Here is a 14,202-nt window from a genome sequence, read left to right on the forward strand (position 1 = left end):
GCGCCCGGGGCTGGGGCGGGGCCTTGCGTACTCAGGAGTAACTTGAGTACGGCACCCCATGCGGCGGCCTGGCCTGCGGAGTCACGATTGGCCCATGAGCAAGCCCATCCGCCCCACGCAGACCACCGCGTTCTACGTCCAGGCGATCCTGTCGTTCGCCGTCTCCGTGTCGTCCGTGGTGATCGCCCTGATCTACCTGCCGGCCTCCGGCTGGATCAGGGCGTTCCTCGCGCTCGGCCTGCTGTACGTGGTCACCTCCACGGTCAACCTGTGCAAGGTCGTACGCGACCGGCAGGAGTTGTCGGAGGTGACCAACCGCGTGGACCAGGCCAGGCTGGACAAGCTGCTGGCCGAGCACGACCCGTTCAGGGTCGACGCGGCCTGAGCTACAGCTTGTACTCCTGGATCGAGTCGGCGAGCTGGACGCACAGCTCCTCGGCGTCGAGCCGCTTCTCGATCTGCTTGAGGTCCTCGATCTTGGCCCGGGTCTCGGCACGCTTGGGAGCCAGCAGGGAGCAGCAGTCCTCGTCGGGCAGCTCCGAGATCTCCAGCGTGCCGATGCGCCGGGCCTCGGCCATGATCTCGGTCTTGTCCCAGCCCACCAGCGGGCGCAGGATCGGCAGCTCGACCGCGTTGTCCTGGGCGGTGATGTTGGCCAGCGTCTGGGAGGAGACCTGGCCGAGCGCGTCGCCGGTGATCAGCGCGCCGGCGCGGATGCGGTGGGCGACCTCCTCGGCCGTCTTCAGCATGAGCCGCCGCTGGGCGATCACGGCCAGGCGGTCCTGGCCGGAGGTGCGGATCGACTGCTGCGCCTTGCCGAACGGCACCACCCACAGGCGCGACCGCCCCTGGAACCGGTCGAGCTTCCTGACCAGCGCGTACGCCTTGTAGATCGACTCGGAGGTGGTGAACGGGATGCCGGAGAAGTGCAGGAAGTCGACGTGCAGGCCGCGCTTCATCATCCGGTAGGCCGCCACCGGCGAGTCGATGCCGCCCGACATGAGCACCAGCGCCCGGCCGCTGCTGCCGACCGGCAGGCCACCCTGGCCGGGGATGCCGCCGGTGAAGATGAACACCTCGTCCCTGTCGACCTCGATGAAGACGGTCAGCTCGGGGTTCTTCAGGTCGACGGGCAGGTTGTACTCGTCGTTGATCGCGCCGCCGACGAGCCGGTCGAGATCGTTGGAGCGCAGCGGGAAACGTTTGTCGCGGCGGCGGGAGCGCACCGCGAAGCGCGCGCCGCGCCGGACCTCCTCGCTGTCGCGGATCAGTTCGAGACCGGCCTTGACCACGGTGTCCGGGTCTTTGGCCACCTGCCAGGCGCGGTGGATCCACACCAGGCCGGGCACGTCGGCGACCCGCTGGGCCACGGCGTCGGCCCGCTCGACGCCCGACCCCTGGGGCAGGAAGATCGCGATGACGCCGTGGCGGCGGCGTACGTCCGTCTTGAGGTCGAGATCCTTGAGCGCGAAGCGGATGTTGTCGATCAGGCGGCGTTCGAACAGCTCGCGGTTCTTGCCCTTGAGAACGATCTCGCCCAGCTTGAGCAGAACACATGGCTCGCCCAGGGCGGACATCGTCATGGTGGAACCTCCGGGAAGACGGGGAAAGCGCGGCCGTAGGAAGGCAACGCCGCGACCCATCGAGTTTAGTCCGCGTCGAGGCCCTGCTCGATCGCATATCGGACCAGTTCCACCCGGTTGTGCAGCTGGAGCTTGCTCAAGGTGTTCTGCACGTGGTTCTGGACCGTGCGGTGCGAGAGCACCAGGCGGTCGGCGACCTGGCGGTAGGTCAGGCCCTTGGCGACCAGCCTGAGCACCTCCGTCTCGCGCTCGGTCAGCCGGGGGCCGTCGTCGGCCGCCGCCGCCGGGCGTGCGGCCAGCCGCCGGTACTCCCCCAGGACGAGCCCGGCCAGGCCCGGCGTGAAGACCGCGTCGCCGTCGGCGGTGCGCCGGACGGCGTCGAGGAACTCCTCCCTGCTCGCCGACTTCACCAGATATCCGCACGCGCCGGCCTTGACCGCCTCCAGCACGTCGTCCTGCTCGGCGCTGGCCGACAACACCAGGACCTTCGGCGCGGGCTCGGCCCCGGCCAGCCCGGCGGCCACCTCGGCGCCGGACATGTCGGGCAGGTGGAGATCCAGCACCACGACCTGGGGGCGTACGGCCGCGGCCGCGCGGATCGCCTGCCGCCCCTCCCCCACCACCGCCACGACCTCGTAGCCGGCCTCGGACAGATCCCTGGCCACGCCGTCGCGCCACATGGGGTGGTCGTCCACGACCATGACCCGCACCATGACGCCACTCTAACCGCGCCCACCGGCCCCCGGTCCGCGCCCCAATCCGAGCTACCCGCCCCTCGTTCGCGTCCCTATCCGTGCGGGAGGCTGATCTCGATCTCCGTCCCGGACGGCGCGGAGGTGACGGTGACCGTTCCGCCCAGGTCGGCGACGCGCCCGCGGATGGACTGGGCGACGCCGAGCCGGCCCTCGGCGGCGGCCCGTTCCAGGCGGCCCTCGGGGATGCCGGGCCCCTCGTCCCGTACGGTCACCATGACGACGTCGTCGCACGACTCGGCGAACACCCAGGCCCGCGCGTCCGCGCCGCAGTGCTCCCGTACGTTGTCCAGGGCGGCCCGGACGGCGGCCGCGGCGCCCTCGGCGGCCGGGGTGGGCAGGACGAGCGGCGTGGCCGGGGTGGAGACCGTCACCAGCGGCGAGCCGTGCCGCATGAGCAGGGAGCGCAGGTCCGTGGAGCCGGTCGGGGCGGGCCGGGAGGCGATCAGCTCGCGCAGGGCGGCCTCCTGCTCACCGGCCAGGCGGCCCAGCTCGGCCGCCTCGCCGCCGATCTGCCGGCCGCGCCGCTGGACCAGGGCGAGCACCTGGAGCACCGAGTCGTGGATGTCGCGGGCCAGCCGGTCGCGTTCGCGCTGGGCGGCCTCCATCTCGGCCGCGCGCTGCATACGTTCCTCGGCCTCCTTGGCCAGCCGGGCCACGTGCCCGACCACCACGCCCGCCAGGAACAGCAGGACGGCTCCGTTGAGCATCACGGGCGCGTCCGGGGAACGCGCGCGCAACCACAGGTCCGCGGCGGCGACCACGCCCGCGGCCACCGCGCCCGCGCGCCGGCCGCCGTGGACGGCCCAGGCCAGGACCGGCGCGGCCACCCAGGTGGCGGGCACCGGCATGGTGCCGGCCGCGCCCTGCCGGACGCCCTCCACGTACGGCGAGGCCAGCAGGCAGGCCAGGGCCACCAGCAGGTCGATCGTCAGCAGTGGCCACCCGCGCAGCCCCTCGGCCGCGTACGCGTACGTGGCCCCTGCCGTCCACAACGCCATCACGGCGATCACCAGCCAGCCGATGACCGGCTCCTCGTAGCCCCGGTACTGGGCCATCAGCACGGCGGCGTACACGAGCGACGCGACGCGGAAGACCGCGATCGCGCGCCAGAACGGGCCCTCGATACCCATGAGTCCTTTTCATGTTTTCCGACATCGCGGTTGACAGATAGTTGCGTTATCCATGCGATAGGGACAGGGCGGATGCCACAATCCGTGAACCCCTAATCACAAGGAATGTCGATATATGACCGCTGTTAATCATTTCACCCACGGACCGCTCACCCCGGTGCTCGCGTACCTGATGTCGTGCCTGGGTTCGATGCTCGGACTGCGGCTCACGGCTCAGGCCCACGCGAGCCGCGGCGGTGCGCGGATGCGCTGGCTGATCGGCGCGGCGATCTCCATCGGCGGCACCGGCATCTGGGTCATGCACTTCGTCGCGATGATGGGCTTCGAGGTGGAGGGCACGCAGATCAAGTACGACGTGCCGCTCACCGTCGCCTCGGCCGCCGTGGCCATCGTGGTGGTCGGCACCGGCCTGTTCCTGGTCTCCTACGGCCGCGGCCGGGCCCTGGCGCTGCTCGGCGGCGGCCTGCTCACCGGGCTCGGCGTAGCCAGCATGCACTACCTCGGCATGTACGCCATGAACATGAGCGCCCACGTCTCCTACGAGCGCACGATCGTGGCCGCCTCCGTGGGCATCGCCGTCGTGGCCGCGACCGTCGCGCTCTGGTTCACGCTGCGGGTCAGGAAGCCGGTCTGGATCACCGGCGCCGCGATGGTCATGGGCGTGGCCGTCTCGGGCATGCACTACACCGGCATGTACTCCATGCACGTCACCGTCGACGCCGAGCCCGGCGTGGTCACCGGCGCCGACGCCCTCGACTTCCTCGTCCCCCTGATGACCGTGATCAGCCTGATCACGCTGACCATGTTGCTCATGGTGATCCTCGCGCCCTCGGCGGAGGAGCTGCACGAGGACGCCGAGCTGGTCGCCCGCCTGGAGCTGCGCCGGCGCACCGCCCAGCAGCAGCCCTTGGCCTACCCCGCGCCGCCGGCCGCCGCGCGTACCCGGCGGCAACAGCAGCAGATGATGCGGGCGCCCCGGAGGTAGGCGGCGCTGCAGGTTCCTGCAGCGGTGGACGCGGCTGTTGCGGCCCGTCAGAGGCTTTGCCCATACTCCCTATCAGTGAGCGAGGGATGGATGGTGACATGTCGCCGATCGACCACTTCTCCTTGGGGCTCCTGACCCCTGTCCTCGCGTACGCCATGTCCGGCGTCGGCTCGATGCTGGGGCTGCTGCTGACCGCGCGGGCCCGGCTGACCGACGGCGGCGAGAGCCGGTTCTGGCTGGTGGGAGCGGCCTTCGCGATCGGCGGCACGGGCATCTGGACGATGCACTTCATCGGCATGCTCGGCTTCTCGGTACGCGGCTCGGTGATCCGGTACGACGTCCCGCTCACCGCCGCCTCGGCGGTCGTCGCCGTCGCGGTCGTCGGGATGGGACTGTTCCTGGCCGCGTACGGCGGCGCGCGGCGCGGGAGCCGCCTGCTGGGCGGCGGCGTGCTCACCGGGCTCGGCATCGCGGGCATGCACTACCTGGGCATGGCCGCCATGAACCTGTCGGGCCACGTCCGCTACGACGCCGCCATGGTGACGCTCTCCGTGCTGATCGCCGTGGCCGCCGCGACGGTGGCGCTGTGGTTCGCGCTGCGGGTCGAGGGCGTGCTCAGGATCGGCGGCGCGGCACTGGTCATGGGCGTGGCCGTCTCGGGCATGTACTACACCGGCATGTACGCGATGTCCGTCGAGCTGAACGCCGGCATGGTCCAGGTGCCGGGCGCCAAGGCCATCGACTTCCTGCTGCCGCTGATCGTCGGGATCAGCGTGATCACCGTGGGCCTGCTGCTCACCTTCATCCTGTCGCCGTCGGAGAAGGAGTTGCGCCACGAGGCCGAGTTCCGGGCCCGTCTGGCCGCACGCGACGGGGGCGCGCCGGAGGTGGATCTCTTCGGCACGCCCCACGGTTGAGCTATGTCCTAGGTACGGCTTGCGGCACCAAGTGGGCCGCCGACTCGCTGCGCCGCAAGCCGTACCCTGAGGGGGGTTTCGTAGCGGTAACCCCGCTGCCCAGAAAGTACGGCCGGGCGCTTGCAAGCCGCTTTCAGCCAGCCGAAGAACACCTCAGCCGAAGAACACCTCGGCCTCGGAATACCTGGACGCCGGCACGGTCTTCAGCTCGGCCGTCGCCTCGTCGAGGCCGACCCGTACGATGTCGGTGCCGCGCAGCGCGACCATCGTGCCGAAGTCGCCCTCGTGCGCGGCGTCGATCGCCTGGAGCCCGAACCTGGTGGCCAGCACCCGGTCGTAGGCCGTCGGGGTGCCGCCGCGCTGGATGTGGCCGAGCACGGTCGTACGGGCCTCCTTGCCGGTGCGCTTCTCGATCTCCTTGGCCAGCATCTCGCCGATGCCGCCGAGCCGTACGTGCCCGAACTCGTCGAGGGTGCCGGTCTGCAGCTCCATCTGGCCCTCGACAGGGTGGGCGCCCTCGGCCACGACGATGATCGGCGAGTAGCGGGTGCGGAAGCGGGACTCGACGTACTCGCAGACCCGGTCGATGTCGAAGGGCTTCTCGGGGATGAGGATCACGTTCGCGCCGCCCGCCATGCCCGCGTGCAGCGCGATCCAGCCCGCGTGGCGGCCCATGACCTCGCAGATCAGCGCGCGGTGGTGGGACTCGGCGGTGGTGTGCAGCCGGTCGATGGCCTCCATCGCGATGTTGACCGCGGTGTCGAAGCCGAAGGTGTAGTCGGTGCCGGACAGGTCGTTGTCGATGGTCTTCGGCACGCCCACGACCTTGACGCCGCGGTCGTAGAGCTGCTTGGCGACGCCTAGCGTGTCCTCGCCGCCGATGGCGATCAGCGCGTCGACGCCGGTGGTGGCGAGGTTCTCCTTGATGCGGTCGACGCCGCCCTCGATCTTGATCGGGTTGGTACGGGAGGAACCGAGTATGGTGCCCCCCCGCGGCAGGATGCCCCGTACGGCCCGGATGTCCAGCGGCATGGTGTCGCCCTCCAGGGGACCGCGCCACCCGTCGCGGAACCCCACGAACTCATGGCCGTACGTGCTCACCCCCTTACGCACCACGGCCCTGATGACGGCGTTGAGACCCGGACAGTCTCCGCCTCCGGTGAGCACTCCTATACGCATGGCGGGTTCCTCCCGATGGGGTTCACGAACCATTGCTCGGTGACAGCTCGCATTGTGCCCGGAGGGGCGCTCAGTGGTCTAGACCAAACGCGAGCCGCGGAGGATTTCGTCGGACGGGCGATCATGCGGCTCCTGGAAATGCCTGTCACCGGGCATCGGCAGGGGCCGTCGACGCCACCGCTGGAGGTCGCTGACCTGCGCCGCCTTCTCAAGCTGCCGACCCACCTCCTGAACTTGATCTAACCCGGGCGATAGGCGCTGAAACCCCACTAATTCGATCTTGGCGAATCAGATCGGCTCGCCTGGCCGGCTTCGAGAACGAAGAACAAGAAGCACAGGAACCTCGTACGGGTGGGCTCGATCTCGCGGAGCTCCTCGGAGAACAGTTCGCGGGCTTCCGGCGCGAACGGCGGTTCGCTGATGACGCTGACACGAAAGCCGGCCGCGGCGAAGGCGTCGGTCATCGCGTGCAGCGGCCGACTCCAGAACTTCAACTGGGCGGTCTGCCCGCCCATGGTCCATTCTTCGGTCCGGCTGCGGGTCTCGAAGTAGTTGGGCTTTTCCCCGGCCATGTGCTGAAAGAGGACGACGGAGAAAGGATGGTCGACCGAGACGAGGAGTCGGCCGCCAGGCTTCAGCACGCGTCGCAGCTCGGCCAGTGTCGGTCCCCAGTCCTCCAGGTAGTGCAGCACCAGGGACGCGGTGACGTCGTCGAACGCCTCGTCGGGGAAGGGCAGCGGGCCGGCCAGGTCGGCGACCCGCAGCTCCGCGTCGGCGCCCAGCCGGCGTCGGGCCTGCTCCAGCATCCCGGCGCTCGCGTCGATGCCGGTGACGACGGCGCCTCGATCGCGCAGCGCGGCGAACAGTGGACCCGAGCCGCAGCCGGCGTCGAGGATTCGCCGGCCGGTCACGTCCCCGGCGAGCTCCAGCATCGCGGGCCGCTCGTAGTAGGCGTTCAGGAGGCTCGTCTCGTTCTCGGCCGTGTACCCCTCGGCGATCATGTCATAGGCGTTGAGTGCGGAGGGGTTCGCGGTCTCAACGTGATCTTCGGGCGTCGTAGGCATGCGGGCCATTTTGGCCCAGCGGTCTCGGCGGCACAGACATATGGCAGATCCGGAAGATCGAGGACCGAAGCCGCCTCTCCTCGCTCCTCGTACGCGCGGAACTCGCCTGGCGGAAGCGCGGGGCCGACCAGCGCCCCCAACGTCGACCGTCAACCAAGGGTTGACGCTGCAGAATCGTCAACCTATGGTTGACGCATGGATGCAACCGTACGTCTCGACGACCTCATCGCCGCCATCAAGAGCCGTCACCCCGACGGCGACCCCCTCGGGCAGCTCTCCGACGCCGTCACGCTGGGCGAGCACCTGGGGGACGTGGCCGACCACCTGATCGGCCACTTCGTGGACCACGCCCGCCACTCCGGCGCCTCCTGGACGGAGATCGGGCGCAGCATGGGCGTCACCAAGCAGGCCGCGCAGAAGCGGTTCGTGGCCAAGGAGAGCGGCTCGCTCGCCGACGACCTGCGCAACTACGCCCGGTACACCGACAAGGCGCGGGTCGCGGTGGTCAAGGCGCAGGAGGAGGCGCGGCTCTCGGGGCACGACCACATCGAGGTCGGGCACCTGGTGCTCGGGCTGCTGCACGTGCCGAAGGCGCTGGCCGCCGCCACCATGGCGACGCTCGGCGCCTCCCCCGAGGCGGTCAGGGAGGCCGTCACGGCCGCCATGGGCCCCGGGGGCGGGCAGTCGCCGGTCACCCTGCCGTTCGCCGCGCAGAGCGCCAAGGCGCTGGAGCTGACCCTGCGCGAGGCCCTGCGCCTCGGGCACAACTACGTCGGCACCGAGCACCTGCTGCTCGGCGTGCTCTCCCTGGAGGAGGGCCCGGTGGTGCAGGCCCTCGCCGACCTCGGCGTACGCAAGGAGCCGGCCGAGCGGGAGATCAAGAAGCGGCTGGAGGAGATCCTGCGCGAGCGGCACCCCTAGGCGGTCCCGCGTGATCCCGGGCGGCGCGGTGGGGGGCCGGGGCGGGGCGTTCGGCGGGCGGGTGTTCGGCGGCGGGGTGTTCTCCGGCGGAGTGTTCGGCGGCCGGGCCGGCGGCGAAGCGGGTCAGCACGTTCGTGGTCGCGCGGCGGGTGAAGGCGGCCGCCGACTCGGGGACGCCGTGGCCGCACTTCTTGCCGCGCATCGCGCACACCCAGCGCATCGTGCCCGACGCGAACACCCCGGCCCCGCTCGGCGCCGTGTAGTACGTGCTCTGCGACGTCGTCGTCCGTCCCGCGCACGAGAAGGGCGAGTCGGCCAGCACCTCGACGCCCTTCGGCGAGCCACGCGAGACCTTGTCGGTCTCCGGGCCGACCATGCCGGGGAAACGCCGCCCCCGGGTGCCCGCGAAGATCCAGTGGCCGGGCCTGCTGACCGTGTAGGCGCCCTGGGCCGGGAAGCAGTCGTACATCTGGCCCACCAGGGCGCTCTCCGGGCGGGAGTCCCGCCACAGCGGGCACAGCCGTTCCTTGTCGCAGGCGACCGTCCTGCCCTGGATCGCGATGCGCCAGTAGATGGCGTTCGCGCCGAGGAAGGCGAGGTTCGTCCCGCTGTCCCGGGCGCGGGTGACGGCCGTGCGCATGGCGGGCGACCAGTACTCGTCGTGGCCGAGCGAGACCACCGCCTTGGCGCCGTCGAGCACGCCGGGGCCGAGGTCGAGGCTCGTGAGGTAGGCCAGGGGCACCTTGCTGCGTTCGGCCACGGCCAGCGCCGACTGCTCGAAGTCGAGGAACAGGCGGGCGCCGCCCCCGTCGTACGGGCGGTCGAAGGTGACCGCGCGCGAGCGGTCGGCGAAGCCGCCCGGCCCCAGGTACAGGCTGCGTCCGCCCCACAGGTTGTACGCCTGCCAGGTGGTGACCGCGTTCACCAGCACCACGCGGCCCCGGGTGGAGGCCGAACGTACCGTGACGGGCACGTACCGCTGGGCGCCGGTGGAGGCGTCGAGCCTGATCAGGTACGCGCCCTCCGCCCAGCCGCCGGTGTCCACGGTGAGCGAGGGTTTCCAGTGGGCGGCGGTCACCGTGCCGTGCACGGTTCTGGCCGGGGACTGGCGTACCCCCTTGACCTGGGACGACTCCCACACCTTGACCGGGTGCGCGCCCATCCTGAAGGCGCTGGCGGTGAAGCGCGGCGCGGTGGTGGAGACGCGCAGGCCGAAACGTTCGCCGGGCAGCACGCTGACGTGGTCGGCGTAGCCCTCGATCTCGTGGTCGGCCCCGCGGGTGGTGATCCGCCACGACTGCGCGGCGTCCACCGCCGTCGGCTCCGGGCTGGGCTCCCGGCTGGGCTCCGGGGGCCGGGGCGCGGACGGCGCGGGCGGCGCGGGGCGTACGGGTGGGCCGCCGCAGGCCGCGGCCGGCAGGACGGCGATCAGCAGGGCGAGAAGCAACAGGATCTTGCGCACCCCGCCATCGTCCACGGCCCGGCGCCGGACCGGGCCGCGACTTGGCCAACTTCTTACACGACCGGCGACTCCCGCCGACCCCCGTACGACCTGCGGCTCCGGGCCCGGCTCCGCCACCGGGCCCGGCCTGTCACACGGGCAGCACGCAGGCCGGGCTGGGCACCTCGTACGCCTGCCCGGCGGGTTCCGGCACGCCGTCCTTGAGCGTGAACACGATGACCTCGCCGGACTTCTGGTTGGCGACGTACAGGCGGTCGCCGGTGATGGCGAAGTGCCGGGGCCAGTCGCCGCCGGAGGGCACCTCGGCCACCGGGGACAGGTCGGCGGCGCGCAGCACCGAGACCGTGTTGGGCCCGCGGTTGGCGACGTAGACGAAGTCGCCGTCGAGCTGGAGGTGGGAGGGGAAGTTCTGGCCGCCGTCGCGGGAGGCGGGGACGACGGTGCGGCGCTCGCCCTCGACGAGGGTCACGGTGCCGTCCAGCTCGCCGGCCACGTACAGGCGGTCGCCGTCGAAGGCGAGGTGGCGCGGGCCGCTGCCCGGGGCCAGGGTGATCGGGTCGAGCGGGGCGCCGTCCAGGCGGTAGCGGCGGATCTCGTCGGTGCCGAGGTCGGCGACGTGCAGCACGTCGTCGTGGAAGACGCACTGGTGGGCGTGCGGGCCGGCCTGGCGGTCGATGTCGGGGCCCGAGCCCACGTGCCGCAGGACGATCGGGTCGCCGGTGAAGGCGCCCCGCTCGTCCAGGCGGTGCAGGCTGGCGGTGCCGTCGCCGTAGTTGGCCGCGGCCAGCAGGCTGCCCGAGGGGTGCACGGCGACGTGGCACGGGCTGTCGCCCTCGCTGGGCCGTTCGTCCAGCGGGGAAAGGGCTCCCTGGGTGGTGTAGGCGGTGAGCCGGCCGCGTTCCAGCTCGCCGGCGGCGTACAGCACCGGCAGGGTGGGGTGCGCGGCCAGGAAGGACGGCGAGGCCACGCGGGTCAGCTCGCCGCCGACCGTGAAGATGCCGGGACCGTAACCGCCTATGTACAGCTTCACAATGGGATCCTTCTTATGGTTGACTGTGGCAATGAGTTCGTTGACGGAGGCAAGGGTTTCTGAGATCAGAGCCTTCAACCGGTTCTATACGAAAGTGATCGGCGTCCTCCAGGCGGGCATGCTCGACTCGCCCTACTCGCTGACCGAGGTGCGGGTGTTGTTCGAGCTCGCGCACGCCGACAGCATGGAGACCGGGGAGCTGCGCGGCCTGCTCGACCTGGACGCGGGCTACCTGAGCCGGATCCTGACCCGATTCGAGGGCGACGGGCTGATCACCCGCGAGCGGTCGGCCGCCGACGCCCGCAAACAGCTCGTACGGCTGACCGCGGCCGGCGCCGCCACCTTCGCCGGCCTCGACCGCCGCTCGGCCGAGGAGATCGAGCGCCTGCTCGGCGGCCTGCCCGAGGAGGACCGGGCGCTGCTGGTCGGCAGCATGGCCACGATCAGGCGGCTGCTCGGGGAGGGCTCTGACCGTTCGTACGTGATCAGGCCCCCGCGCACCGGCGACCTGGGCTGGGTCGCCTACCGCCACGGCGCGCTCTACAGCGCCGAGTACGGGTGGGGCACCGAGTTCGAGCAGCTCGTGGCCCGGATCGTGGGCGCCTACGACCCCGCCCGCGACGCCGGCTGGATCGCCGAGGTGGACGGCGAACGCGCCGGCTGCGTGTTCTGCGTGCACCAGGACGACACGACGGCCAAGCTGCGCATGCTGCTGGTCGAGCCGTCGGCGCGGGGGCTGGGGATCGGGCGGCGCCTGGTGGCCGAGTGCCTGCGCCACGCCAGGGCCAGGGGCTACGGGCGGATCACGCTGTGGACGCGCGACTGCCTGGTGAGCGCGCGGCGCATCTACCAGACGGCCGGGTTCGAGCTGGAGTCGGCGGAGAAGGGCACGGAGAACGGCGCCGAGGTCACCGAGGAGATGTGGTCGCTCGACCTCGCGGCCACCAGTTGAGCGGCCCGGCCAGGCGCATCAGGCTCGGCACCAGCACCGCCCTGATCACGGTGGCGTCCACCAGCACCGCCACCGCCATGCCGACCCCGAGCATCTGCACGAACACCACGCGCGCGGTGGCGTAGGCGGCGAACGTGAGCGCCAGGATGCCGCCCGCCGCGGTGATCAGGGGCGCGCCGCGTTGCAGGCCGGTGGCGACGGCCCGCGCGGTGTCGCCCGTCCGGTCGTACTCCTCCTTGATCCGGGACAGCAGGAAGACCTCGTAGTCCATCGACAGGCCGTAGGCGACGCAGAGCATGAGGATCGGGATGCTCGGGTCGAGCGTGCCGGTCGGGGTGAAGCCGAGCAGCCCGGACAGGTGGCCCTCCTGGAAGATCCATACGACGGCGCCGAACATGACGCCGAGGCTGAGGACGTTCAGCAGGGTCGCCTTGAGCGGGAGCACCAGGCTGCGGGTCATCAGGAACAACACCGCGAACGTGACGCCCAGCATGAGCGCGAGCACCAGCGGCAGGCGGTCCACGACGGAGGCGCGGTAGTCGGCCAGCTCGGCGGGGTAGCCGCCGACCAGCACCTCGAAGGGCGGCGGCACGGCCCGTACGGCCGCCACGAGCCGCACCGGGTCGCCCGCCAGCGCCTCGGCGGACGGCACGACCGACAACCACGCGCCCTCGCCGCGGAAGCGGGCCGGGTCGCCGTCGCCGACGCGCCGGCCCGCCGCGTACGAGCCGACGGCGGAGTCGACCTGGGCGACGCCCGGCACCCGCGAGAGCCGCACCGCGTACGCCGGGACGTCGCCCGGTGTCGCCCCCTTCGAGATGATCTGGATGGCGTCGGTCTCCTCCGCCGGGAAGGCCCGCCTGATGACCTCCTGGGTCTGCCGGGAGGACGCCTCCGGCGGCAGGATGCGGTCGTCGGCCGTACCGAAGCGCAGGCCGAGGAACGGCGAGGCGAGCACCAGCAGCAGCGCCGCGGCCAGGCCGCCGGACACCAGCGGGCGGCGCATGACCCGGGTGGCCAGGCCGTGCCAGAAGCCGGTGTGCCGCTCGGGCCGCTGCCGCCTGGGCACCATCGTGCCGCCCGCGACGGCCAGCACGGCGGGCAGCACGATCACCGCCGAGAACAGGCCGCCGGCCACGACCGCGATGCCCGCGTAGGCGAAGGAGCGCAGGAAGTCGAAGGGCAGCGCGAACAGCACGGCCAGCGAGGCGGCCACGGTGAGGCCGCTGAACAACACGGTCCTTCCGGCGTGCTCGACGGCCCCGGCGACGGCCGCCGCGCGGTCGCGCCCGGCGCGGACCTCCTCACGGAAACGCTGGACGACGAACAGGCAGTAGTCGATGCCGAGCCCGAGGCCCATGGCCAGGGTGAGGTTGAGGGCGAACGTCGAGATCCCGGTGAACGGCAGCACGCCCCGCAACAGGGCCAGGCCGACCACCATGGCCAGCACCCCGGCCAGGATCGGCACCAGGGCGGCCATCGCGCGCCGCTGGTAGAGCCAGAGCAGCACGAACGCCAGCGGGAAGATCACCAGCTCGGCCCGGACGAAGTCCTGCCTGGCCAGCGGCACGGTCTCGCGGAACACCTCCTCCCCTCCCCCGGCCCTGACCTGGAACGGGCCCTGCTCGCCGACGATCCGCGGGACCAGGCCGGGCAACACCCGCGTCCGCACGTGGTCGGCGTCGCCGGGGACCCGTACGACGACGAGCGCGTGCCTGCCGTCCGCGCTGCGCAGGGTGGCGGGCCTGCCCCTGGTCCAGTACGAGGACGCCTCCGCGACGCCCTCCGCCCGGCCGATCCGCGCGGTGAGCTCCCGGCCCGCCGCCTCGGCCGCGGGGTCGTCGACGGTTCCGGACGTGACGGCGCCCGATCTGACCGTTGCCAGGAAGACCAGGTCGGGGCTGCCGGTGGCGAACCGGCGTACGAGCTCGGCCTGCGCCCGGTCGGACTCCGAGCCCGGCGCCTCGAAGCGGGCCAGCGACAGGCGGGACACCGTCCCGGCGGCCAGCGTGCCCGCGACGACCAGGACGAGCGCGGCCAGGGCCAGCACGAGCCGGCGGCGGCGGACGAGGAGGTGGCCCAGCCGGCGCAGCGGCGGCCCGCCGGCCGTGGCGCGCGGGCTCCGGGCGGCGACGTTCACGGCCACGCCCGCACCGCCCGCGCCCGCACGGGGCCTGATGGGCCTGATGGGCAGGTTCTCATGGGATCTCCCGATGGAAACTCG

At 71.8% G+C, this 14,202-nt stretch carries 13 protein-coding genes; 5 read left to right on the forward strand and 8 right to left on the reverse strand.

What is annotated here, in order from left to right; all coding sequences use genetic code 11:
- The first annotated feature begins 94 nt into the window (after positions 1-94).
- Positions 95-385, forward strand: coding sequence for a YiaA/YiaB family inner membrane protein (locus tag IEZ27_RS16445; protein ID WP_125630667.1), 291 nt, complete (start codon positions 95-97; stop codon positions 383-385).
- A 1-nt stretch (position 386) separates the two neighbouring features.
- Here IEZ27_RS16445 and thiI read toward each other — a convergent pair whose 3' ends face one another.
- The 3 genes from thiI to macS form a co-directional block, all read right to left on the reverse strand.
- Entirely contained in the window at positions 387-1,583 is a 1,197-nt protein-coding gene (thiI, locus tag IEZ27_RS16450; protein WP_189648004.1) for a tRNA uracil 4-sulfurtransferase ThiI, read from the reverse strand.
- A 65-nt stretch (positions 1,584-1,648) separates the two neighbouring features.
- Entirely contained in the window at positions 1,649-2,296 is a 648-nt protein-coding gene (locus IEZ27_RS16455; protein ID WP_189648005.1) for a response regulator, read from the reverse strand.
- A 74-nt stretch (positions 2,297-2,370) separates the two neighbouring features.
- On the reverse strand, positions 2,371-3,468 hold the full coding sequence (gene macS / locus IEZ27_RS16460; RefSeq protein WP_189648006.1) for a MacS family sensor histidine kinase: 1,098 nt from the start codon (positions 3,466-3,468) through the stop codon (positions 2,371-2,373).
- Positions 3,469-3,583: 115 nt separating this feature from the next.
- Here macS and IEZ27_RS16465 point away from each other — a divergent pair, with 115 nt between their 5' ends.
- The gene (locus IEZ27_RS16465; protein WP_189648007.1) at positions 3,584-4,453 is read left to right on the forward strand and encodes an MHYT domain-containing protein; all 870 of its coding nucleotides are present in this window, start codon (positions 3,584-3,586) and stop codon (positions 4,451-4,453) included.
- A gap of 98 nt (positions 4,454-4,551) precedes the next feature.
- Positions 4,552-5,370: an MHYT domain-containing protein gene (locus tag IEZ27_RS16470; protein WP_189648008.1), complete on the forward strand. Its 819-nt coding sequence runs from the start codon at positions 4,552-4,554 to the stop codon at positions 5,368-5,370.
- A 153-nt stretch (positions 5,371-5,523) separates the two neighbouring features.
- Here IEZ27_RS16470 and IEZ27_RS16475 read toward each other — a convergent pair whose 3' ends face one another.
- Both IEZ27_RS16475 and IEZ27_RS16480 read right to left on the reverse strand, forming a co-directional pair.
- On the reverse strand, positions 5,524-6,549 hold the full coding sequence (locus IEZ27_RS16475; protein ID WP_189648009.1) for a 6-phosphofructokinase: 1,026 nt from the start codon (positions 6,547-6,549) through the stop codon (positions 5,524-5,526).
- 269 nt (positions 6,550-6,818) lie between these two features.
- Positions 6,819-7,622, reverse strand: coding sequence for a class I SAM-dependent methyltransferase (locus IEZ27_RS16480; protein WP_189648010.1), 804 nt, complete (start codon positions 7,620-7,622; stop codon positions 6,819-6,821).
- Positions 7,623-7,808: 186 nt separating this feature from the next.
- On the opposite strand from IEZ27_RS16480, the gene IEZ27_RS16485 reads away from it, so the two are divergent.
- Positions 7,809-8,534 carry an ATP-dependent Clp protease ATP-binding subunit gene (locus IEZ27_RS16485; RefSeq protein WP_189648011.1) on the forward strand — a complete coding sequence of 242 codons (726 nt, stop codon included), beginning with the start codon at positions 7,809-7,811 and terminating at the stop codon, positions 8,532-8,534.
- Here IEZ27_RS16485 and IEZ27_RS16490 read toward each other — a convergent pair.
- Together IEZ27_RS16490 and IEZ27_RS16495 are read right to left on the reverse strand one after the other, a co-directional pair.
- The gene (locus IEZ27_RS16490) at positions 8,491-9,996 is read right to left on the reverse strand and encodes a N,N-dimethylformamidase beta subunit family domain-containing protein (protein WP_189648012.1); all 1,506 of its coding nucleotides are present in this window, start codon (positions 9,994-9,996) and stop codon (positions 8,491-8,493) included. The two genes, IEZ27_RS16485 and IEZ27_RS16490, sit on opposite strands and share 44 nt — an antisense overlap.
- A 130-nt stretch (positions 9,997-10,126) precedes the next feature.
- A complete protein-coding gene (locus IEZ27_RS16495; RefSeq protein ID WP_189648013.1) occupies positions 10,127-11,026 on the reverse strand; it encodes a lactonase family protein in 900 nt (299 codons plus the stop codon).
- 94 nt (positions 11,027-11,120) lie between these two features.
- Here IEZ27_RS16495 and IEZ27_RS16500 point away from each other — a divergent pair, with 94 nt between their 5' ends.
- Entirely contained in the window at positions 11,121-11,978 is an 858-nt protein-coding gene (locus IEZ27_RS16500; protein ID WP_229824037.1) for a bifunctional helix-turn-helix transcriptional regulator/GNAT family N-acetyltransferase, read from the forward strand.
- Here IEZ27_RS16500 and IEZ27_RS16505 read toward each other — a convergent pair.
- Entirely contained in the window at positions 11,935-14,124 is a 2,190-nt protein-coding gene (locus IEZ27_RS16505) for an MMPL family transporter (protein ID WP_229824038.1), read from the reverse strand. The genes IEZ27_RS16500 and IEZ27_RS16505 overlap by 44 nt on opposite strands.
- Positions 14,125-14,202: the final 78 nt, after the last annotated feature.

It is taken from the genome of Nonomuraea spiralis (genome assembly GCF_014648435.1).
Classification (GTDB): Bacteria; Actinomycetota; Actinomycetes; order Streptosporangiales; family Streptosporangiaceae; genus Nonomuraea; species Nonomuraea spiralis.

Excerpts from the sequence above, each read along its gene's own strand:
- IEZ27_RS16445 (WP_125630667.1), top strand. The coding sequence starts at position 95 with ATGAGCAAGCCCATCCGCCCCACGCAGACCACCGCGTTCTACGTCCAG.
- IEZ27_RS16480 (WP_189648010.1), bottom strand. The coding sequence starts at position 7,622 with ATGGCCCGCATGCCTACGACGCCCGAAGATCACGTTGAGACCGCGAAC.
- thiI (WP_189648004.1), bottom strand. The coding sequence starts at position 1,583 with ATGACGATGTCCGCCCTGGGCGAGCCATGTGTTCTGCTCAAGCTGGGC.
- IEZ27_RS16465 (WP_189648007.1), top strand. The coding sequence starts at position 3,584 with ATGACCGCTGTTAATCATTTCACCCACGGACCGCTCACCCCGGTGCTC.
- IEZ27_RS16455 (WP_189648005.1), bottom strand. The coding sequence starts at position 2,296 with ATGGTGCGGGTCATGGTCGTGGACGACCACCCCATGTGGCGCGACGGC.
- IEZ27_RS16470 (WP_189648008.1), top strand. The coding sequence starts at position 4,552 with ATGTCGCCGATCGACCACTTCTCCTTGGGGCTCCTGACCCCTGTCCTC.
- IEZ27_RS16485 (WP_189648011.1), top strand. The coding sequence starts at position 7,809 with ATGGATGCAACCGTACGTCTCGACGACCTCATCGCCGCCATCAAGAGC.
- macS (WP_189648006.1), bottom strand. The coding sequence starts at position 3,468 with ATGGGTATCGAGGGCCCGTTCTGGCGCGCGATCGCGGTCTTCCGCGTC.
- IEZ27_RS16475 (WP_189648009.1), bottom strand. The coding sequence starts at position 6,549 with ATGCGTATAGGAGTGCTCACCGGAGGCGGAGACTGTCCGGGTCTCAAC.